This is a genomic window from Geodermatophilus arenarius (assembly GCF_042654585.1).
Lineage (GTDB): Bacteria > Actinomycetota > Actinomycetes > Mycobacteriales > Geodermatophilaceae > Geodermatophilus > Geodermatophilus arenarius.
On the sequence record NZ_JBHSGR010000019.1, the window covers coordinates 90245 to 109419 of the forward strand.

The following is a 19175-nucleotide window of genomic DNA, read 5'->3' on the forward strand; positions in this document are numbered from 1 at the left end:
GTGCCGGAGGGCTCAGTCCTCCCCGGAGCCCGGCTCGGCCATCTTCCGGTTGAGCTTGGCCGCCACGTTGCCCGGCGTGATCGCCGACAGCCGGCCCATCGCCTTGCTGGCCAGCGACCCGGCGAACACCGACGCCTCGCCCTTCATCAGGCCCTCGAAGCCCTGCCGGGCGACCTGCGCCGGGTCGTCCTTGGCGTCGGTGGCGCCCAGCCGGGTGTCGGTGAGGTCGCCGCGGTCGAAGAACTCGGTGTCGGTGGGCCCGGGCAGCAGGGCGGTCACGCTGACGCCGCGGTCGGACAGCTCCTCGCGCAGCGACAGCGCCAGGTGCTGGGTGAACGCCTTGCTGGCCCCGTAGACGGCCTGGAAGGGCTGGGGCGCCTGCGAGGCCACCGACGAGGTGATGAGGATCCGGCCCTCACCACGGTTGGCCATGTCCTGCGCGACGGCCTTGCCGACGTGCACCGTCGACCCGCAGTTGAGCGCGACGATCTCCAGCTCCCGCGACAGGTCGGTGTCGGTGAACGCCCCGCCGACGCCGACCCCGGCGTTCAGCGCGGCGGCGGCCAGCGGACGACCGGCGCCGCGGACGGCCGCCACCAGCAGCTCGCAGCCCTCGTACCGCGACAGGTCGGCGCGGACCGGCGAGACGTGCGCCCCCAGGCCGCGCAGCGTCTCGGCGGCGGCGTCCAGCTCGTCGTCCTCGGCCGCGACGATCAGGTCGAAGCCGTTCTCGGCGAACTGTCTGGCCAGCTCCAGGCCGATGCCGCTGGAGGCTCCGGTGACGAGGGCGAGGGGGCGGTCGGTGGGCAGGGTCACGGGGACTCCCGGGGGTCGGTCGCGGGCTGCGGTCGCCCCGGTCATGCCCGGTCCGGCGGGGACCGACCCATCCGCTCAGACCGCGACGGAGACCCCGATCCCGCCGCGGGTGTCGGCGCCGTGGCGGGCGATCTCGGCGTCGAGGTCCAGCGGGCGGGTCGTCATGGCCTGCGCGCGGACGTCGTCGGTGACCCGGTCGGCGGGGAGCAGCCAGGAGACCTCGAACTCCAGGCCGTCGGGGTCCTGGGCGTAGAGGGCCTTGGTGGTGGCGTGGTCGGAGGCGCCGACCAGGGCCCCGGCGGCGGCCAGGGCGTCGCGGACCCGGGCCAGCTCGGCGAGCGTGTCCACCTCCCAGGCCAGGTGGTACAGCCCGACGGTCGAGCGGCCGGCCTGCGACGGCCCGGCGCCGGCCCCGGCGGCGAACAGGCCGAGGTCGTGGTCGTTGGTCGACGCCTCGGCCTGCAGGAACACCGCCCGGCCGGGGATCTCCGCCTTGACCCGGAAGCCGAGCACGTCGCGGTAGAAGGCGGTGCTGCGCTCGACGTCGCGGACGTGGAGGACGGCGTGGTTGAGGCGCTGGACCGGCATCGCGGGCTCCTGGTGCGGGGAGGACGGGTGCACCTCCGCGGAGGTGCGCACCCAGTGTGCGCGGGGATCAATGAACGTTCAAGCAGTTGCGCGGCGGGACGACGGGGTAGGGGGCCCGGCATGGACCACTCACGCGCACCCGTCCTCGAGGCCCTGCAGGAGTTCCGCCGCCGCGGCGACGTCGTCTACGGCCCGCCGGGGCACAAGCAGGGCCGCGGCGTGGACCCGCGGGTGCTGGAGGTCGTCGGTGCCGACGTCTTCCGCAGCGACGTCCTGTCGCTCAACGGGCTCGACGACCGGCGGGAGTCGCAGGGTGTGGTCACCCAGGCCGAGGACCTCATGGCCGACGCCGTCGACGCCGACCGGGCGTTCTTCTCCACCTGCGGCAGCTCGCTGTCGGTCAAGAGCGCGATGATCTCCGTGGCCGGGCCGGGCGAGACCATGCTGGTCAGCCGCAACGCGCACAAGTCGGTGGTCGCGGGGCTGATCATCAGCGGCATCCGGCCGGTGTGGGTGCACCCGCACTTCGACGCCGAGCGGCAGCTGGCCCACCCGCCGGAGCCCGAGGACGTCCGGCGCGCGCTCGACGCCCACCCCGAGGCCAAGGGCATGCTGCTGATCACCCCGACCGACTGGGGCACCTGCGCCGACGTCGCCGGCGTCGCCGAGGTGCTGCACGGGCGCGACCTGCCGCTGATCGTGGACGAGGCGTGGGGCGCCCACCTGCCCTTCCACCCCGACCTGCCGGCCTGGGGCATGGACGCCGGCGCCGACGTCGTGGTCACGAGCGTGCACAAGATGGGTGGGGCGGTCGAGCAGTCGTCGGTCTTCCACCTCCGCGGCGACCGGGTGGACCCCGACGTGCTCAAGCAGCGCGAGGACCTGCTGGGGACGACGAGCTCCTCGGCGCTGGTCTACCTGACCCTCGACGGCTGGCGGCGGCAGATGGTCGAGCACGGCCACGAGCTGCTGGGCGCGGCGATCGAGCGGGCCGGCCGGGTCGCGGAGGCGGTCCGGGGCACGGCGGGCCTCCGCCTCATGGGCCGCGAGGTCGTCGGCCCCGGGATGGCCTTCGACCTCGACCCACTGGTGCTCACGATCGACGTCCGGGAGCTGGGGATCACCGGCTACCAGGCCGGGGACTGGCTGCGCGCCGAGCGGCACGTCGACGTCGGCTCGGCCGACGCCTGCCGGATCAGCGCCCGCCTCACCCACGCCGACGACGACGCGACGGAGGCGACGCTGGTCGAGGCGCTGCGCGCGCTCGTCGACGGCGCGGGCTCGATGGAGCGCCCGCCGCGGGTCGACCTGCCCGAGCCGCGCGCCCTGGAGCTGGAGAACGCCATGACCCCGCGGGACGCCTTCTTCGGCCGCGTCGAGCAGGTGCCGATCGCGGAGGCGGCCGGCCGCGTCGTCGCGGAGATGATCAGCCCCTACCCGCCGGGCGTGCCGGTGCTCGCACCGGGCGAGCGGGTCAGCCAGGAGGCGCTGGACTACCTGACCAGCGGGGTCGAGGCCGGGATGCTCGTCCCCGACGCGGCCGACCCGACGATGAAGAGCCTGCGGGTCGTCATCGAGTGAGTGGGCACCGCAGCGGGCGCCGGCGAGCGAGGAGCGGAGCGAACGGGCCGCGGAGCGGCGGGATGAGCACCGAGTGACGGTCACGGTCGCGGTCGACGACGCCCTGCGCCCGCTGCTGCCGGCGCGGGACCGGGCGTCGGGCCGGCGGGTGCTCGCCGCCGACCCCGACGCGACCGCGGGCCACCTGGTGCAGGCCGCCGGCGTCCCGCTGACCGAGGTGGGCGAGCTGCTCGTCGACGGCGTCCCCCTGTCCCGGGACGCGCGGCCGCCGCCGGGCGCGACCGTCGTCGTCCGTCCCGTCCCCCGGCCCCAGCCGGTGCCGCCCGGGGGCTTCCTGCTCGACGTCGGGCTGGGCGCCCTGGCCCGGCGGATGCGGCTGCTGGGCCTGGACGCCGCGTGGTCGCCGGAGGCCCGCGCCCCGGACGCCGACGACGCCGAGCTGGTCGCGGCCGCCGTCGCCGAGGACCGGGTGCTGCTCACCCAGGACCGCGGGCTGCTCATGCGCCGCGCGCTGGCGGCGGGCGCCTGGGTGCGCGGCGCGGCGCCCGACGAGCAGCTCGCCGACGTCCTCGACCGCTTCCGCCCGCCGCTCGCACCGCTCACCCGCTGCCCGGCCTGCAACGGCGTGCCGGTCGCCGTCGACGCCGCCGCGGTGGCCGGCGAGCTGGAGCCGGGCACCCGGCGCACCGCGACCGACTTCTCCCGCTGCCCGGACTGCGGCCGCGTCTACTGGCGCGGAGCGCACGCCCGCCGGATCGACGCCCTCGTCGAGCGCGCGCGGCGGCTCACCGCCGGCTGACCCAGGACAGCCTCACCTCGGCCCGCGGGGGCCACGTCCTGGCCCCACCGTGACACCCGGGGCGGGCAGAGCGGGGGGCAGGAACCCCCGTCCCGTCCCCTGCGAGGCCCCCGTGTACCTGTCGAAGACCGAGGCCGCCGTCCTGCCGACGACGCTCGTCGGCACCCCCAGGACGCCCCCGCCGGCCGCCACCGGGCGCCGGCGCGTCTGGCCGCTGCTCGGCCCGGCCTTCGTCGCCGCCGTCGCCTACGTCGACCCGGGCAACTTCGCCACCAACTTCTCCGGCGGCGCCTCGTTCGGCTACACGCTGCTGTGGGTGATCGTCGCGGCCAACCTCATGGCGATGCTCATCCAGAGCCTCACCGCCAAGCTGGGCCTGGCCACCGGCCGCGACCTCGCCACCAACTGCCGGGAGCGGCTGCCGAGGCCGGTCACCTGGGGGCTGTGGCTGCAGGCCGAGGCGGTCGCCATCGCCACCGACCTCGCCGAGATCGTCGGCGGCGCGGTGGCGCTGAACCTGCTGTTCGGCGTGCCGCTGCCGATCGGCGGGGTCATCACCGCCGTCGTCGCCTTCGTCCTGCTCGGCGCCCAGTCGCGGGGGCACCGGCCGTTCGAGCGGGTCATCACCGGGCTGCTGCTGGTCATCGGCGCCGGGTTCGCCTACACGCTGGTCGGGTCGGGGATCGACGTCGGCGGGCTGGCCGGCGGCATGGTGCCCTCCTTCGACGGCCCGGAGAGCCTGGTGCTGGCCGCGGGCATCCTCGGCGCCACGGTCATGCCGCACGTCATCTACGTGCACTCCGCGCTGACCCCGGGCCGCTACGGCGACGTCGTCACCGCGGGCCGGACCGAGCAGGGACGGCGCCGGCTGCTGCGGGCCCAGCGGATCGACGTCCTGGTGGCCATGGGGCTGGCCGGGCTGGTCAACGCGGCGATGCTGGTCATCGCCGCGCAGCTGTTCACCGCCGACGACGGCATCGCGTCGCTGGAGAGCGTGCACGCGGGCCTGGGCGACCAGCTCGGCGCCGGCGCGGCGCTGGCCTTCGCCGTCGCGCTGCTGGCCAGCGGGTTCGCCTCCTCCTCGGTCGGCACGCACGCCGGGCAGGTCGTGATGGCCGGGTTCCTCAAGCGGCACGTCCCGGTGCTCGTCCGCCGGCTGGTCACCCTCGCCCCGGCGCTGGCCGTGCTCGTCCTCGGCGGCGACCCCACCACCGCGCTGGTCTGGTCGCAGGTCGTGCTCAGCTTCGGGATCCCGTTCGCGCTGGTGCCGCTGCTGTGGCTGACCAGCCGCCGCGACCTCATGGGCGGCTGGGTGAACCGGCGCGTGACCACGGTGGCGGGTTCGGTGGTCGCCCTGCTGATCATCAGCCTCAACGCCCACCTGCTGGTGGGCCTGGTCCTCTGAGCCGGCCGCGGGCCTCAGGCGGGTTCCGGGACCCCGCCGGGGTCACCGCCGGGATCGTCCGGCGTCGGCTCGACCGGCGCCGGCGGCAGGGGCTCCGGCGCGTCGGGGAGCAGCTCGCCCGGGTCGTCGGGGACCGGCTCCGTCGGGTCGATGACCGGGTCCGGTTCTGGGATCGGCGAGACCATCCGCCGAGTCAACCAGCGGGTCCGGTCAGGCGCGACGGGTCAGGAGCGGGCGGCGGCGAGGTCGGCGGTGGCCCGGACGTCGTCGGCGGTCGAGGACGCCCTGGCCGTCGTCGGCTACCGGCTGGACCGGCTGTCCGGCCCGCGCGGCGGGGACTGATCAGGCGACCGCCGTCCCCAGCACGTGCGGGCTGGCCGGCACGCGGACGCGCGCGGGCGGGAAGTCGAAGCGCCGCACCCGCCGCACCGTGAAGCCCGCGCGCTCGATGTCGGCGACCTGGTCGGTGGCGGTGTGGCAGCCCCCCGCGAACAGCGGCCAGACGGTGGCGTCGACCAGGCGCTGCACCCGCCGCAGCCGCCGGTCCTCGGCGACGGTGTGCTCGAGGAACCGCAGCTCCCCGCCGGCACCCAGCACCCGGCGCAGCTCGCCGAGCGCCCGCGCCCGCTCCCGGATGCTGCACAGCACCAGGCACAGCACGGCGGCGTCGGCCGCGCCGTCGGGCAGCGGCAGCGCGTCGGCCGTGCCGGCGTGCACCTCGACGGCGACGCCGGCCGTCCCCGCGGCCCGCTCGGCCGCGGCCCGCAGCCGCGGCTCGGGCTCCACCGCGACGACGCGGGTGACCGCCGGCGGGTAGTGGCGGAAGTTCAGCCCGTTGCCGCACCCGACCTCGACCACCACGCCGGTCAGCCCGGCGAGCAGCTCGCGGCGCAGGTCGGCCATGCCGGCCTCCTCGAGGCGCCGGCTCACCCGGTCGTAGCAGCGGCTGAAGACGGGGCGGGGGCGATCGGTCGCCATGCGGCACGGTCCCGGCGACGCCGGGACCGCGTCAAGCGGGCAGGCGCGTCGACCAGGTGGACAGCCCGCCGGCGCGCACGAAGCCGAGCGCCTCGTTGACCGCGACCATCGGCCGGTTGGTGTCGGAGTTGTACGTGCTGATCCGCCGGACCTCGGGCAGCGTCGCGGCGAGCTCGCGCAGGACCGCGGTCTTCACGCGGGCGCCGAGGCGGTGGCCGCGGTGCTCGCGCAGGACCAGGGTGGCGCCTTGGTGGGCGCGCTCGGGCTGCGCGAGCGGCACGTGCAGCTCGGTGAAGGCGACCAGCCGGCCGTCCCGAACCGCGCCGGCGGACAGGACGGTGCGGCCGCGGTCCAGGACGACGGTCTCCTGCTCCCGGACCCGGGCGGCGTCCCAGTCCTCCTCGCCGACCGGCACGTCCCCGCTCGGTGCGTCCGTCGACATCCGGCGGCCGAGCAGCGCCCGGTCCTCGAGCAGCCTGTCCGGCGTCCGGTCCCGCCAGGTGAGCACCTCGTAGCCGGCGCTCGCGGCGGCCGCCCCGGCCTCCAGGGCCGCCAGCCGGTCCTCGTCCACGGGCAGCAGCAGGTCGCGGCGGGTCTCCTGCAGGCCGCAGGTCCACCCGTGCGCCTGCGCGAAGGCGCGGCCGGCCGTGCCCGGCCCGGGCTCGTCGACCTCGGCCACCAGCGACGAGCGCCCGGCCGCCGCGGCCAGCCGCGCCGCCTCCGCCAGCAGCGCGGTGCCGACGCCGCGCCGGCGGGCGGCGGGATGCACGGCGACGTCGACGTACGCCACCGAGGTGTTGTCGCGCACCGGCAGCAGCAGGCGCAGGGCGCCGACGACGGCGCCGTCGGCGACCGCGGCCCGGTGGGTGCCCCGCAGCGCGCCGCCCGGGGTGGTCAGCCGCCGGCCCAGCGCGACGTGGTCGCTCGCCGGCCGCGGGGCCTCGCCGGGACGGTCGGCGCGCTGCGCCGCCGCCCAGACCCCGCACCAGGCGGCGAACCGGGCGTCGTCGGGGCCGGTCCGCACGATCTCCACCCGTCCGTCCTATCGGGGGGCGCAACGGGATTCCCGCGGGCGGCGGGGCTCAGGCGGGCCAGGTACCGGCGAAGTGGTGCACCGGGCCGTGGCCGGAGCCGATGCCCAGCGACTCCCCCGCCTGCAGCGCCCGCTGCAGGAAGTCGCGGGCCTGCTCGACCACCGGCTCCCAGCGCCCCGGCCCGCCGACGCCGCGGGCCACCAGCGCCGCGATCGCCGAGGACAGCGTGCAGCCGGTGCCGTGGGTGGCGGTGGTGTCGACCCGCGGCCGCCGGGTGACGACGACGCCGTCGGCGGTGGCCAGGACGTCGACGCTCTCCGCCCCGCCGAGGTGCCCGCCCTTGGCCAGCACCGCGCCGGGCCCGAGCTCCAGCAGCGCCTCCGCCTGGGCGGCGAGCTCGTCGACCGAGCTCGCGGGCGCGGTGTCCAGCAGCGCGGCCGCCTCGGGCACGTTCGGGGTGACCAGCTCGGCCACCGGCAGCAGCTCCGTGCGGACGGCGGCGATCGCGTCGTCGTCGACCAGCCGGTCGCCGCTGGTGGCGACCATGACCGGGTCGACGACGAGCGGCCCGGCGGCGCGACCGGCCAGGGCCGCGGCGACCGCCCGGACGACGTCGGCGGTGCCGAGCATGCCGGTCTTGGCCGCGTGCACGGTCACGTCGTCGAGCAGGGTGCGGACCTGCTCGCCCACGAACGCGCCGGGCACGGGGTGCACGCCGGTGACGCCGCGGGTGTTCTGCGCGGTCAGCGCGGTGAGGACGGCGGTGCCGTAGACGCCGAGCGCGCTGAACGTCTTGAGGTCGGCCTGGATGCCGGCGCCGCCGCTGGGGTCGCTGCCGGCGACGGTCAGCGCCACGGGCACCCCCGCCCGGCCGGTCACCGGGCCGCCCGCAGGGCCCGCGCCGCGGCGGCCGGGTCGGGCGCGGCGCACACCGCCGAGACGACGCAGATCCCGTCGACGCCGGTGACCAGCGGCGCCCGCTCGACGTCGATGCCGCCGATCGCCACCGACCGCAGCCCGCCGGCCGCCGCCTCCGCCGCCAGCGCCGCCACCCGCTCCGGCCCCAGGCCGGTGCCCGCGTCCGGCTTGGTGGGGGTGGACCACACCGGCCCGATGCCGACGACGTCGACGGTGCCCGGCGGCAGCGCCAGCGCGACGGCGAGCTCCTCGTCGGACCCGGCCGAGAGCCCGAGCAGCCGGTCGGGGCCGATCCGCGCGCGGACCTCGGCGGCCGGCGTGTCGTCCTGCCCGACGTGCACCCCGTCGGCGCCGGCCATCAGCGCGACCTCGACGTCGTCGTTGACGAACAGCGCCACGCCCGTGCCGGCCAGGACCTCCTTGACCGACAGCGTCAGCGCGTACAGCTGCCGGCACGACGCCGTCTTGTCCCGGACCTGCACCGCGGTCACCCCGCCGGCCACCGCCGCCCGGACGACGTCGGGCACGCCCCGGGGCCCGGCCAGCGCCGTGTCGGTGACCAGGTAGAGCGTGGGGTCGAACGCCGGCCTCACGGGTCCACCCGCGCGGCGGACAGGTCGGTGACCGCGTCGAGCGCGTCGAGCCACAGCGGCGCGAAGGTCCCCGGCCCGCCGGCGACGGCGGCCGCGGCCTCGGCGGCGAGCGCCACGTGCGCGTGCCCGGCGACCGCGCCGGTCAGCGGGTCGCCGGTCGCCGCGACGTAGGCGGCGACCACCGCGCCCAGCGCGCAGCCGGCGCCGGTGGTGCGGGTGAGCAGCACCGAGCCGCCGCCCACCCGGACGGTGCGGGTCCCGTCGGTGACGACGTCGACCTCGCCGCTGACGGCGACCACTCCCCCGGTGCGCCCGGCCAGCGCGACGGCGGCGTCGAGCGCCTCGTCGGCCTCGTTCGTGGAGTCGACGCCGCGGCCGCCGGTCCCGGCGCCGGCCAGCGCCATGACCTCGGAGGCGTTGCCGCGGACGACGGCCGGGCGCGCCTCCAGCAGCTCGGCGGCGAGCTCGGTGCGGTAGGGCAGCGCGCCGACGGCGACCGGGTCGAGCACCCACGGCGTGCCGGCGGCCGCGGCCGAGCGGGCGGCCAGCCGCATCGCCTGCGCGGTGCGCTGGTTCACGGTGCCGACGTTCACCAGCACCGCCGAGGCCACCGCGGCGAAGCCCTCGGCCTCCAGCGGCTCGTCGACCATCGCCGGGGCCGCGCCGACGGCGAGCAGCGCGTTCGCCGTCAGCGTCTGCACGACGGTGTTGGTCAGGCAGTGCACCAGCGGTGCGGCGCCCGTCAGGGCCTGACGGGCAGCGGTCAGAGCAGCGGCATCCACGCCGTGACATCCCTTCGCCAGCATGACCTGGACAGGTTCGACGGGTGTGTTCTCAGCCCGCCGGACGGCGGACACCCCGAGTCACTGCCCGCCGACGCTACCCCCGGGCCGCCAGGCGCTGTCGAAGAAGGCCACCTCGAGCTCCATCGCCCGCCGGTAGGCCCGGCGCACGGCCGGGGTGCCGGCGGCCAGCCGGTCCAGCAGCGCCTCGAGCGTGGCGGCGAGCTCCTCGAAGCCGGGGTCGGCGTAGGTGTCGACCCACTCCCGGTACGGCCCTGTTGCACGTGGAACCAGCGCCTGGCCGAGGTGCGCGTAGAGCCGCATGCACGGCGTCATCGCCGCAGCCACCTCGCCGACGTCGCCGAGCGCGGCCGTGGCCAGCAGGAACTCGGTGTAGGCGAGCGTCGCCGGGGCGGGCCGCACGGCGGCCAGGTCGATGCCCCAGCGGGCGGCGTAGCCGTCGTGCAGCCGCAGCTCCTCGCGGACGCCGGCCAGCAGGTCGGCGAAGGACTCCAGCGTCGCCCGGTCGCGGCTGTGCGCCACCCCGAGCGCGTACGCGCGGGCGAAGGCCTCGAGGAAGAACGCGTCCTGGGCGACGTACCCGGCGAACCGCTCGCGCGGCAGCGTGCCGTCGGCGATCCCGGTGACGAACGGGTGCTCCCGCGCGGCGGCGGCGAGGTCGGCGCTGCCCGCCCAGAGGTCCGCCGCGAGGGTCACGCGTCCAGCGCCATCTGCCAGAACGCGGTCTCCGCCGCGACCACCTCGAGGAAGACGGAGTCGGGCGCCCCGCCGGCCACCGCCTCCAGCCCGGCCACGTACTCGGCGAAGCCCGGCGCCGTCCAGTGCTCGACGAACTCCCGGTACGGCTCCGCGCCGGGCCGGGCGGCCGACCACGCGTCGAGGTAGGTCCGCTCGACGGTCCACAGCGCGGTGAGCGCGGTGGGCAGGTCGGCGGCGTCGAGCCGGTACAGCAGGTCCCCGTAGGCGATGGTGGCCGGCAGCTGCGGGGCGTCGAGGTCCAGCCCGCGGGCGGTGGCCTGCTCGCCGAACCAGTCCAGCTCCGCGACCAGCGCGACGCAACCGGCGGCGAGCACCCCCTGCGCCGCGCGGGGCGCCCGGGCGAGCAGCCGCGCCTGGAAGCGCAGCAGGTCGGCGACGAAGTACGCGTCCTGCACCAGCCAGGTGTCGAAGGCGGCGGGTGGCAGCGTGCCGTCGCGGACGGCGTCGAGGAACGGGTGGCGGGTGGCTCGGCCCCAGGCGTCGGCGTGGCGGACGAGCAGGTCGGCGACCGGCACGGCGCCCGACCCTACGGGGTGGCTATGGTGGCGCCGCCATGTGCGGGAGCTCGGGGCAACCGGGCTGAGAGGGCGGCTGAGCGCGCCGCCGACCGCTGGAACCTGACCGGGTAATGCCGGCGTAGGGAGCGGCCGTGAGCACCTCGGACCCTGTCCGTACCGACGCTGTCCGTACCTCGGACGCACCCCTGACCCTCGACCAGGCGCCGCCGCGCACGCTGGGCCCGGCCGCCAACCTCGGCCTGTGGGCGAACCTCGGCGTCAGCCTGCTGCTGCCGGTGGCGGCGGTGTTCGTCGTCCTGCCGGGGCGGTCGCTGGCGGTCACGCTCGCCGCGGTCGTCGTCGGCGCGGTGCTCGGGTCGGCGCTGCTCGGGCTGGTGGCCGCCGCCGGCGCGCGGGAGGGCGTGCCCGGGATGGTGTTGCTGCGCGGGCTGCTCGGCCGGCGCACCTCCTGGCTGCCGACGGCGTTCAACCTCGTGCAGTGCGTCGGCTGGGCGACGTTCGAGATCGTGGTCATCGCCGAGGCCGCCGCTCGGGTGCTGGACGCGCCGCGCTGGCCGTTCGTCGTCGCCGCCGGGGTGCTGGCCACCGCGATGGCGCTGCGGCCCCTCGGTGTCGTGCGGGTGCTCGCCCGGTACGCCGTCTGGGCCGCGCTGGCCGCCGTCGCCTACCTGTTCGTCCAGGTGCTGGCCGAGCCGCTGCCGCCGCTGGAGGGCGGCGGGGCGACGTCGTTCTGGACCGCCGCGGACATCGTCATCGCGCTGCCGGTGTCCTGGCTGCCGCTGGCCGCCGACTACACCCGCCACGCCCGCAGCGCCCGCGCCGCCGGTGTCGGGTCGGCGGTGGGCTACGGCGCCGCCACCGTCGTCATGTTCACCCTCGGCGTGCTGGCGCTGGCCGCCTACGGCAGCGCGGGCATCGACGTCATCGGCGCGCTGCTGGCCGTCCCGCTGGGCGCCGTCGCGGTGCTCGTGCTGGTCGCGGTCGAGCTCGACGAGGCGTTCGCCAACCTCTACTCGACGGCGGTGTCGGCGCAGAACGTCGTCGCGCGGCTGGACCGGCGGGTGCTCGCCGTCGCCGTGGGTGCGGTCGCGACGCTGCTCGCGCTGACCTTCGACGTCGCCGCCTACGAGCCGTTCCTCTTCCTCATCGGCGCGGTGTTCGTGCCGCTGGCCGGGGTGCTGATCGTGGCCTACTGGCTCACCCCGCGCGGGCGCTGGGACACCTCCGACACCGCGCCCGCCCGGCCGCTGTTCCTGCTGCCGTGGGCCGCGGGGTTCGTCGCCTACCAGCTGACCCTGCCCACGTACTTCCCCGGCCCGGGGGCGGGCTGGACGGCGTGGTGGAGCGCGCGGCAGGCCGACCTCGGCATCGACCCGGCCAACGGCTGGTCGGCGTCGCTGGTCGGGCTCGCCGTGGCCGTCGTCCTCACCGCGCCGCTCGTCCTGGCGGGCCACCGGCGGTGACCGACGTCGCCGTCGCGGGAGGCGGCCTGGTCGGGCTCGCGGTGGCCTGGCGGGCCGCCCGCCGCGGGCTGTCGGTGACCGTCGTCGACGACGCCCCGGGCACCGGCGCCTCCGCCGCGGCGGCCGGGATGCTCGCGCCGGTCACCGAGGCCGGCTACCGCGAGGAGCCGCTGCTGCGGCTGGGCCTGGACTCCCTCGCCCGCTGGCCGGCGTTCGCCGCGGAGCTCGAGGCCGCCGCCGGGACGCCGGTCGGGCTGCGCACCGCCGGCACGCTGGTGGTCGGGTTCGACGAGGACGACGTCCGCGAGCTCGACGCGCTGCACGCCTTCCAGGACGAGCTCGGCCTGGCCGCGCGGCGGCTGACCCCGCGCGAGGCCCGCCGCCGCGAGCCGGCGCTGGCGACCCGCGTGCGCGGCGGGCTGCTGGTCGAGGGCGACCACTCGGTGGACGGGCGGGCGGTGCACGCCGCGCTGCTGGCCGCGGCGGCGTCGGCCGGGGTGACCCTGCTGCGCGACCGGGTGGCGGCGGTCGTCGTCGACGGCGGACGGGCGGCCGGCCTGCGGCTGGCGACGGGGGACCTGCTGGCCGCCGGCGCCACGGTGCTCGCGCTCGGCGCGCGCAGCGGGCAGGTCCCGGGCGTCCCGCCGCTGCCGGTCCGCCCGGTCAAGGGCCAGGTCCTGCGGCTGGCCGGCGCGGCCGGGCTGCTCGAGGGCACCGTGCGCGCCCTGGTCCGCGGCCGGCCCGTCTACCTCGTCCCCTACGCCGGCGACCGGCTGGTCGTGGGCGCCACCAGCGAGGACCGCGGGTTCGACGCCCGGGTCACCGCCGGCGGCGTGCACGACCTGCTGCACGACGCGATCGACGTCGTCCCGGAGGTCTCGGAGCTGGAGCTCACCGAGACGCTGGCCCGCTGGCGGCCGGGGACGCCGGACAACGCGCCGCTGCTCGGCCCGTCGTCGCTGCCCGGGCTGGTGCTGGCCACCGGGCACCACCGCAACGGCGTCCTGCTCACCCCGGTGACCGCCGAGGCCACCGCCGAGCTGCTGGTCACCGGCGCCCTGCCCGCGGTGGCTGCCCCGTTCACCGCCGACCGCTTCCGGAGGGACTGACGTGCAGCTGACCGTCAACGGCGCCCCGGCCGACCTGGCCGACGACGCCACCGTGGCCGACCTCGTGGCCCAGCGCGCCGCGGGTCACGACCGCGTGGCCGTCGCCCGCAACGGCGACGTCGTGCCCCGCAGCAGCTGGGCGGCGACCCGGCTGGCCCCCGGCGACGCCGTCGAGGTGCTCGCCCCGACCGCAGGAGGATGAGTGAAGGACCCCCTTCCCCCGCACCACTCGCAGGCTCGCGGCGGGACCCTGCACGGGGGCCCGGACGACGCCGCCGACCCGTTCGAGCTGGGCGGTGAGACGTTCGGCTCCCGGCTGCTGCTCGGCACCGGCGGGGTGCCCAGCCTGGAGGCGCTCGAGGCCGCGGTGCGCGCCTCGGGCACCCAGGTCGTGACCGTGGCGCTGCGGCGGGTCGAGGCGGTCGCCGGGGCAGGAGGGGCGGCCGGCTCGATGGTGCAGGTGCTCGACCGGGCCGGCGTCCGGCTGCTGCCCAACACCGCCGGCTGCAGGACCGCCCGCGAGGCGGTGCGCACCGCCCGGCTGGGCCGCGAGGCGTTCGGCACCGACTGGGTGAAGCTCGAGGTCATCGGCGACGACGTCACCCTGCTCCCCGACGCCGTCGAGCTGCTGGACGCCGCCGAGCAGCTGGTCGCCGAGGGCTTCACCGTGCTCGCCTACACGACCGACGACCCGGTGCTGGGCCGCCGCCTGGCCGACGCCGGCTGCGCCGCGGTCATGCCGCTGGGCTCGCCGATCGGCAGCGGCCTGGGCATCCGCAACCCGCACGCCATCGCGCTGCTGCGGGAGGCCGTCGACGTGCCGCTGGTCCTCGACGCCGGCATCGGCACCGCCTCGGACGCCGCGCTGGCCATGGAGCTGGGCTGCGACGCGGTGCTGCTGGCCACCGCGGTCACCCGCGCCCGCGACCCCGAGCGGATGGCGCTGGCGATGCGGCAGGCGGTGGAGGCCGGCCGGCTGGCGAAGCTGGCCGGGCGCATCCCGCGCCGCTGGCACGCCGAGGCGTCGACGCCGTTCGAGGGGCTGCCCGCGCTGTGACCGTCCCCCGCCTGCTCGTCGTCACCGACCGGACGCAGGCGCGCGGCCCGCTCCCCGAGGTGGTCGCGGACGCCGTGGCGGCCGGTGCCCGGGCGGTGCTGCTGCGGGACAAGGACCTGCCACTGCCCGAGCGGGCGGAGCTGGCCCGCGAGCTGCGGGCGGTGCTCGACCCGGTGGGCGGGCTGCTCGTGTGGGGCGGCGCGACCGGGGCGCCGGCGGGGGTGGCGGTGCACCTGTCCGCCGCCGACCCGGTCCCCGCCGCCCGCCCGCCGCTGCTGGGCCGCTCCTGCCACTCGGCGGCGGAGCTCGGGCGGGCGGCGGCCGAGGGCTGCGACTGGGTGACCCTGTCCCCCGTCGCGCCCACCGCCTCCAAGCCCGGCTACGGGCCGGCGCTGGGCACCGCCGGCCTCGCGGCGCTGGCCCCCGGCGCCCCGCCGGTGCTGGCGCTGGGCGGCGTGCGCCCCGGCGACGTGGCGGGCTGCCTCGCCGCCGGGGCGTCCGGCGTGGCGGTGATGGGGCCGGTGATGCGCGACCCCGCCGTCGTCGCCGCCTACTGCGCCGCGCTCGCCGCCGCCTGACGTGCCCCCGGCCGGCCGGGGAGCACCGACGGCCCCGACGACGATGCCCGAGTCGAACAGCGCGCCCCACTGCCCGGTGACCCGGTCCAGCGCGCCGGGCACCGAGGCGATGCCGCGGCCGAGCGTGAGGGACAGCGCGACCACGAGCAGCGAGCGGGTGTCCAGGCCGTCCCTGGCCAGCATCTGGACGCCGATCGCGCAGACCATGCCGAACAGGACGAGCACCCCGCCGCCGAGCACCGCGGGCGGGATGGCGGCGAGGACGCCGGCGACCTGCGGCAGCAGCGAGAGGCCGACCAGCACCAGCGCCAGGTTCGAGGTGAACATGGCCAGGACGTGCTGCAGTCCCAGCGGGACGGCGACGTTCCACGGCGGCCGGCCGTCGGGGTCGGTGGGGTCCTGCGCGGCGGGCGCGGCGGTGCGCGCCCGCAGGGAGGGGAGGGCCATCCGGGTGCTCCTCGGCCGGGTTCGTCGGTACGCCGGGGGGACTCCCGGCCCCGTGTTCCGGAGCCGTGTCGGCGACGTGGCGGTGCCGTTCCGCACTCCGCGCCTGTGACGCTGGTCGCAGCCGGGTTTACGGGACCGTCGCGCGAGCCATACGCAGGTGTTCGACTTCGCGTCCACGACCGGGCGCCGACACGAGGAGCGCACGGGGTGACACGCGGAACGGCCGGTCCTGCCTGGCCGTCGGCGTCACCCCCGCCCGCCGGGGACGGCCTGTCCTGGGAGCTGTCCGACGTCGCCGAGCTGCCCCGGGTGCGCGACGAGCTGCGGCGGTCGCACGTCGCGCCCGGCTCCCCGGACGTGCGCGACCGGCTGGTCCTCGTGCTCGACGAGATGGCCTCCAACGCGCTGCGCCACGGCGGCGGCGCGGTCGAGGCGGTGGTGCGCCACACCGGGGACGCCTTCCTGGTCGCGGTGTCCGACGGCGCCGCCGGCACCCCGCCCACCCCGGCGGTCGACCGCGACCCCTCCGAGGGCGGCCTGGGGCTCTACCTCATCGCCGAGCTGTCGACGGCGCACGGCTGGTACGCGGACGACGGCACCAAGACCGTCTGGGCGGTGCTCCCTCCCCGGTGAGGTGACGGAACGGCCCTCCTGCAGGGGCCCGCCGCGGGCCTGCGAGCGGTGGGGGCAGGAGGGTCCTCCTACTGGGGGTGCAGGCGCATGGCGACCAGGGCGACGTCGTCCTGGAGGCCCTCCGGGCGCAGCCGGGCGACCAGCGCGTCGCCGAGCCGCTCGAGCGGGAGGTCGGCGAGGCGGGCCAGCGCGGTCCCCAGCAGGCCGATCCCGTCGTCGAGCAGCAGGTCGCGGCCCTCGACCAGCCCGTCGGTGTAGAGCAGCAGCGTCGAACCGCGGGGGACCTCCACCGCGGCCGAGCTGCGCCGGGCGCCCGGGTCGACGCCGAGCATGAGCTGGCCGCGCTCGGTGCCCAGGGTGTGCACCTCGCCGTCGGGGGTGAGCAGCAGCGGCGGCGGGTGCCCGGCGTTGGACCAGCGCAGCGTCGTCGTCCCGGCGGCGCGCTGCTCCGGTGTCTGCTCGACGCGGGCGACCACCGCGGTGGCCATCGTCCGCATGCCCAGCGCGTCGACGGCGGCGTCGAGCTCGGCCAGGACGGCGTCGGGCGGGACGTCGCCGCGGTAGGCGATGCCGCGCAGCATGCCGCGCAGCTGGCCCATCGTCGCCGCGGCCTCGGTGTCGTGCCCGACGACGTCGCCGATGACCAGCACGGTCGCCCCGTCGGGCTGGAGGAACGCGTCGTACCAGTCGCCGCCGACCTGGGCGGCCTCCACCGCCGGCTGGTAGCGGACGACGATCTCGGCGTGGTCGGGCTGCGGCGGCGCGGTGAGCATGCTGCGCTGCAGGGCCTCGGCCAGCCGCCGCTGCTGGTCGAACAGCCGGGCGTTGTCCAGCGCCAGGGCGACGCGGTCGGCGACCTCGCGGGCGGCGGCGACCTCCTCGGCGCTGGCAGCCGGCCGGTCGGCGCCGCGGTAGACGCTCAGCGCGCCGAGCGTGCGCCCGCGGGCCAGCAGCGGCAGGGTGACCGCCGTCCGCGGGGCGAGCGCGTCGAAGACCTCGCGCACCTCGCCCTCGGGCAGCGTGGGGCGGATGGCCGCCGGGACGTCGTCGACGGTGAGCAGCCGGCCGGAGTGCAGCGCCCGCAGCACGGGCGCATCGGGGGGGATCGACGCCAGCCGCAGGTCGGCGTAGGCCGACGCGGCCGCCCGCAGCGCCGGGTCGCGGTGCCAGCTCGCCACGTCGCGCATCCGGCCGTCCTCGCCGGCGGACAGCGTGAGGATCGCCCAGTCGCCGAGCACGGGGACGACGGCCTCGGCGACCCGCTGCAGCGCCGGCTCCTCGGCGCCGCCGGAGCCCAGCCACGCCGACATGAGCGCGCTGACCTCGGCGACCAGCGACAGCCGGGCGGCGCTGTCCCGGGCCCGCTGCTCGGCGGCGCGGCGCTCGGTGACGTCGAGGAAGTAGACCGACAGCCCGTCGGGACCGGGCCAGGCGCGGACCTCGTACCAGGCGTCCAGCGGCGGCGGGTAGTAGGCCTCGAAGACCCGCTCCTCGCCACCCTCCATGGCCGCCCGGTAGTTGACCTCGAAGTCGCTGCCGACGGCGGCGGGGAACAGCTCCCAGATGTCCCCGCCGAGGAGCTCGTCGCGGCCGCGGTGCAGCACCCGCTCGGCCTCGGCGTTGACGTAGGTGAAGCACCACTCGCGGTCGAGGGCGAAGAACGCCGACCGCATCGTCTCGAGGACCCGGGACACCCGGGCGTCGCCCTCGTGCCGGTCGGTGGTGTCGATGCCGGCACCGAGCAGCCGCACCGCCCGCCCGCGGTCGTCGGCCAGCGCACGGCCGCGGCCCTGCACCCACCGGGTCCCCCCGGAGGGCAGCACGACGCGGAACTCGGCGTCGTAGGCGCCGACGGTGTCGATCGCCTCCTGCAGCGCGGCGAGGGTGCGGTCCCGGTCGTCGGGGTGCAGGCGCTCGGCGAAGGACTCGATCGTCCCGCCGAAGCCGTCGGCCTCGAGGCCGAAGATCGCCACCAGCTGGTCGTCCCAGGCGAGCCGGCCGGTCTCGAGGTCCCAGTCGAAGCTGCCGATGCCGGCGGCGTCGATGGCCAGCTCGAAGCGCAGCCGGGCGAAGTCGGGGTCGTCGGGCAGCACGGACAGCGGGCGGTCTGTCGCTCCCGATGGCCCCGGACGCTGCTCGGGGACGGTCACGGGAAGCGGGAGTCCATTCGGTGCGGGAGCGGTGGTCCGCCGTCCTTTCTCCCATGCCGGGGCGGGGAGGACAACCGGTGTGCCCCAGTCGACACCGCGTGCCGACGCGCGGGACGGGCGCTCCCGGCGGCGCGGGCCGGCGGCGGTGCCGGTCCGGGCCGCCCGGGAGCGCCCGTCGTGTCGTCTCGTCGCGGCGCGCCCCGGAGCGGGGCCGCGTCCGCCGTCCTCCTCGCGGCGCCGGGCCGTGACCGTGGCCGGGTCCCGCGGGCGTCCACCTCCTCCGGCGGGCCGGGCGCCTGCCTGGCCGGGTCGCGCTCGGTCAGAGACCCGGGGGGACGACGGGGCGGGTCGTCCCCCACCGGGTACCGGCGGGACCCGGTCCTCCCGCCGCGGCGACCGTCGCCGGACAGGCCGCGCCGCGCTCGTCCGGGCCTCCCGGGAGGGTCCGCGCGCTGCACCGGGTCGGTGGGTCGGCGGGCGGTCGAGGCCGGATCGTCGTGCGGGAGCGTCTGTCGGGCGGCGGGTGGACTCCCGCTGCCGGGCGCCGCTCCGCGGTGCGGTCCGGGGCCTCCCTGGAGGGTCCGCGCGCTGCACCCGGTGGGTGAGTCGGCGGGGGGTCGAGGCCGGATCGTCGTGCGGAGGGGTCTGCCCGGCGGCGGGGTGCCGCGGTGGAGGCCAGGGGCGGCCGTGGTCGGCCGGGGGTGGATCTGCTCGGGGAGCGGGCCGGCGGTCCGGCCACCCGCGGGGGGAAGGGGGCGGCCGGGCCCGTCGAGCACGTCGACGAGGGGCGGACGCGCGTCCCCGGGGAGGGGGCGCGCTGCGGATCAGCCGGGAGCCGGTGGCGGTGGCCGGGGCGAACCCCGCGCCGGGTGCCCGCCCGGGTCGCCCCGGGTGCGCACCGCACCGGCGGTGCGCGGCGGGTCGGGCGCCCGCGCCGTCGGCCGGC

General features: G+C 77.6%; 19 protein-coding genes, 1 pseudogene and 1 riboswitch. Of the genes and pseudogenes, 9 read left to right on the plus strand and 11 right to left on the minus strand.

The genetic code is table 11. The features are described from left to right. Window positions 1-12: 12 nt before the first annotated feature. Both ACFO3M_RS16920 and ACFO3M_RS16925 read right to left on the minus strand, forming a co-directional pair. Window positions 13-816 carry an SDR family NAD(P)-dependent oxidoreductase gene (locus ACFO3M_RS16920; RefSeq protein WP_387991304.1) on the minus strand — a complete coding sequence of 268 codons (804 nt, stop codon included), beginning with the start codon at window positions 814-816 and terminating at the stop codon, window positions 13-15. 75 nt (window positions 817-891) lie between these two features. After that, a complete protein-coding gene (locus tag ACFO3M_RS16925; protein WP_387991307.1) occupies window positions 892-1404 on the minus strand; it encodes a VOC family protein in 513 nt (170 codons plus the stop codon). A 120-nt stretch (window positions 1405-1524) separates the two neighbouring features. Between ACFO3M_RS16925 and ACFO3M_RS16930 the strand changes: the two genes are divergently transcribed. The 3 genes from ACFO3M_RS16930 (at window position 1525) to ACFO3M_RS16940 (ending at window position 5189) form a co-directional block, all read left to right on the plus strand. Then, window positions 1525-2985, plus strand: coding sequence for an aminotransferase class I/II-fold pyridoxal phosphate-dependent enzyme (locus tag ACFO3M_RS16930; protein WP_387991309.1), 1461 nt, complete (start codon window positions 1525-1527; stop codon window positions 2983-2985). 73 nt (window positions 2986-3058) lie between these two features. Beyond that, window positions 3059-3784, plus strand: coding sequence for a Mut7-C RNAse domain-containing protein (locus tag ACFO3M_RS16935; RefSeq protein ID WP_387991312.1), 726 nt, complete (start codon window positions 3059-3061; stop codon window positions 3782-3784). A 112-nt stretch (window positions 3785-3896) separates the two neighbouring features. After that, a complete protein-coding gene (locus ACFO3M_RS16940; protein ID WP_387991315.1) occupies window positions 3897-5189 on the plus strand; it encodes an Nramp family divalent metal transporter in 1293 nt (430 codons plus the stop codon). Between the two features lie 342 nt (window positions 5190-5531). Here ACFO3M_RS16940 and ACFO3M_RS16945 read toward each other — a convergent pair whose 3' ends face one another. The 7 genes from ACFO3M_RS16945 to ACFO3M_RS16975 form a co-directional block, all read right to left on the minus strand. After that, on the minus strand, window positions 5532-6167 hold the full coding sequence (locus ACFO3M_RS16945) for a class I SAM-dependent methyltransferase (protein ID WP_387991318.1): 636 nt from the start codon (window positions 6165-6167) through the stop codon (window positions 5532-5534). Window positions 6168-6198: 31 nt separating this feature from the next. Further along, entirely contained in the window at window positions 6199-7200 is a 1002-nt protein-coding gene (locus ACFO3M_RS16950) for a GNAT family N-acetyltransferase (protein ID WP_387991321.1), read from the minus strand. A 49-nt stretch (window positions 7201-7249) separates the two neighbouring features. Continuing rightward, window positions 7250-8056 (minus strand): bifunctional hydroxymethylpyrimidine kinase/phosphomethylpyrimidine kinase, encoded by an 807-nt coding sequence (thiD, locus tag ACFO3M_RS16955; RefSeq protein ID WP_387991324.1) that lies wholly within the window; start codon window positions 8054-8056, stop codon window positions 7250-7252. Window positions 8057-8076: 20 nt separating this feature from the next. Continuing rightward, complete coding sequence (gene thiE / locus ACFO3M_RS16960; RefSeq protein ID WP_387991327.1) at window positions 8077-8712, minus strand: thiamine phosphate synthase; 636 nt, start codon at window positions 8710-8712, stop codon at window positions 8077-8079. After that, the gene (gene thiM, locus ACFO3M_RS16965) at window positions 8709-9494 is read right to left on the minus strand and encodes a hydroxyethylthiazole kinase (protein WP_387991330.1); all 786 of its coding nucleotides are present in this window, start codon (window positions 9492-9494) and stop codon (window positions 8709-8711) included. The genes thiE and thiM overlap by 4 nt, the downstream gene beginning before the upstream one ends. Further along, a riboswitch (TPP riboswitch) is annotated at window positions 9487-9583 on the minus strand. It overlaps the preceding gene by 8 nt. Further along, entirely contained in the window at window positions 9576-10211 is a 636-nt protein-coding gene (locus ACFO3M_RS16970; protein WP_387991332.1) for a TenA family protein, read from the minus strand. (Overlaps the previous riboswitch by 8 nt.) After that, window positions 10208-10789 (minus strand): thiaminase II/PqqC family protein, encoded by a 582-nt coding sequence (locus ACFO3M_RS16975; protein WP_387991335.1) that lies wholly within the window; start codon window positions 10787-10789, stop codon window positions 10208-10210. The genes ACFO3M_RS16970 and ACFO3M_RS16975 overlap by 4 nt, the downstream gene beginning before the upstream one ends. A gap of 134 nt (window positions 10790-10923) precedes the next feature. Here ACFO3M_RS16975 and ACFO3M_RS16980 point away from each other — a divergent pair, with 134 nt between their 5' ends. Genes ACFO3M_RS16980 through ACFO3M_RS17000 form a run of 5 tightly spaced genes read left to right on the plus strand, consistent with a single transcriptional unit; the run spans window position 10924 to window position 14999 of the window. Beyond that, entirely contained in the window at window positions 10924-12255 is a 1332-nt protein-coding gene (locus ACFO3M_RS16980) for a purine-cytosine permease family protein (RefSeq protein ID WP_387991338.1), read from the plus strand. Beyond that, on the plus strand, window positions 12252-13364 hold the full coding sequence (gene thiO / locus ACFO3M_RS16985) for a glycine oxidase ThiO (RefSeq protein ID WP_387991340.1): 1113 nt from the start codon (window positions 12252-12254) through the stop codon (window positions 13362-13364). The genes ACFO3M_RS16980 and thiO overlap by 4 nt, the downstream gene beginning before the upstream one ends. Window position 13365: 1 nt before the next feature. Further along, complete coding sequence (thiS, locus tag ACFO3M_RS16990) at window positions 13366-13566, plus strand: sulfur carrier protein ThiS (RefSeq protein WP_387991343.1); 201 nt, start codon at window positions 13366-13368, stop codon at window positions 13564-13566. Further along, window positions 13567-14421, plus strand: a complete 855-nt coding sequence (locus ACFO3M_RS16995) for a thiazole synthase (protein ID WP_456902097.1) — start codon at window positions 13567-13569, stop codon at window positions 14419-14421. Continuing rightward, window positions 14418-14999 (plus strand): thiamine phosphate synthase, encoded by a 582-nt coding sequence (locus ACFO3M_RS17000; protein WP_387991346.1) that lies wholly within the window; start codon window positions 14418-14420, stop codon window positions 14997-14999. The genes ACFO3M_RS16995 and ACFO3M_RS17000 overlap by 4 nt, the downstream gene beginning before the upstream one ends. Window positions 15000-15107: 108 nt before the next feature. Here ACFO3M_RS17000 and ACFO3M_RS17005 read toward each other — a convergent pair. Further along, window positions 15108-15446: pseudogene (locus ACFO3M_RS17005) on the minus strand (solute carrier family 23 protein); the annotation flags it as partial. A gap of 207 nt (window positions 15447-15653) precedes the next feature. On the opposite strand from ACFO3M_RS17005, the gene ACFO3M_RS17010 reads away from it, so the two are divergent. Then, window positions 15654-16079 (plus strand): ATP-binding protein, encoded by a 426-nt coding sequence (locus ACFO3M_RS17010; protein ID WP_387991349.1) that lies wholly within the window; start codon window positions 15654-15656, stop codon window positions 16077-16079. Window positions 16080-16147: 68 nt separating this feature from the next. On the opposite strand, the gene ACFO3M_RS17015 is transcribed toward ACFO3M_RS17010, so the two are convergent. Next, window positions 16148-18172, minus strand: a complete 2025-nt coding sequence (locus tag ACFO3M_RS17015; protein WP_387991352.1) for a SpoIIE family protein phosphatase — start codon at window positions 18170-18172, stop codon at window positions 16148-16150. Window positions 18173-19175 lie beyond the last annotated feature (1003 nt).

What these genes read in the sequence shown, in the direction of transcription:
- ACFO3M_RS16925 (WP_387991307.1), bottom strand. Translation starts at nt 1,404, where the DNA reads ATGCCGGTCCAGCGCCTCAACCACGCCGTCCTCCACGTCCGCGACGTC.
- ACFO3M_RS16930 (WP_387991309.1), top strand. Translation starts at nt 1,525, where the DNA reads ATGGACCACTCACGCGCACCCGTCCTCGAGGCCCTGCAGGAGTTCCGC.
- ACFO3M_RS16945 (WP_387991318.1), bottom strand. Translation starts at nt 6,167, where the DNA reads ATGGCGACCGATCGCCCCCGCCCCGTCTTCAGCCGCTGCTACGACCGG.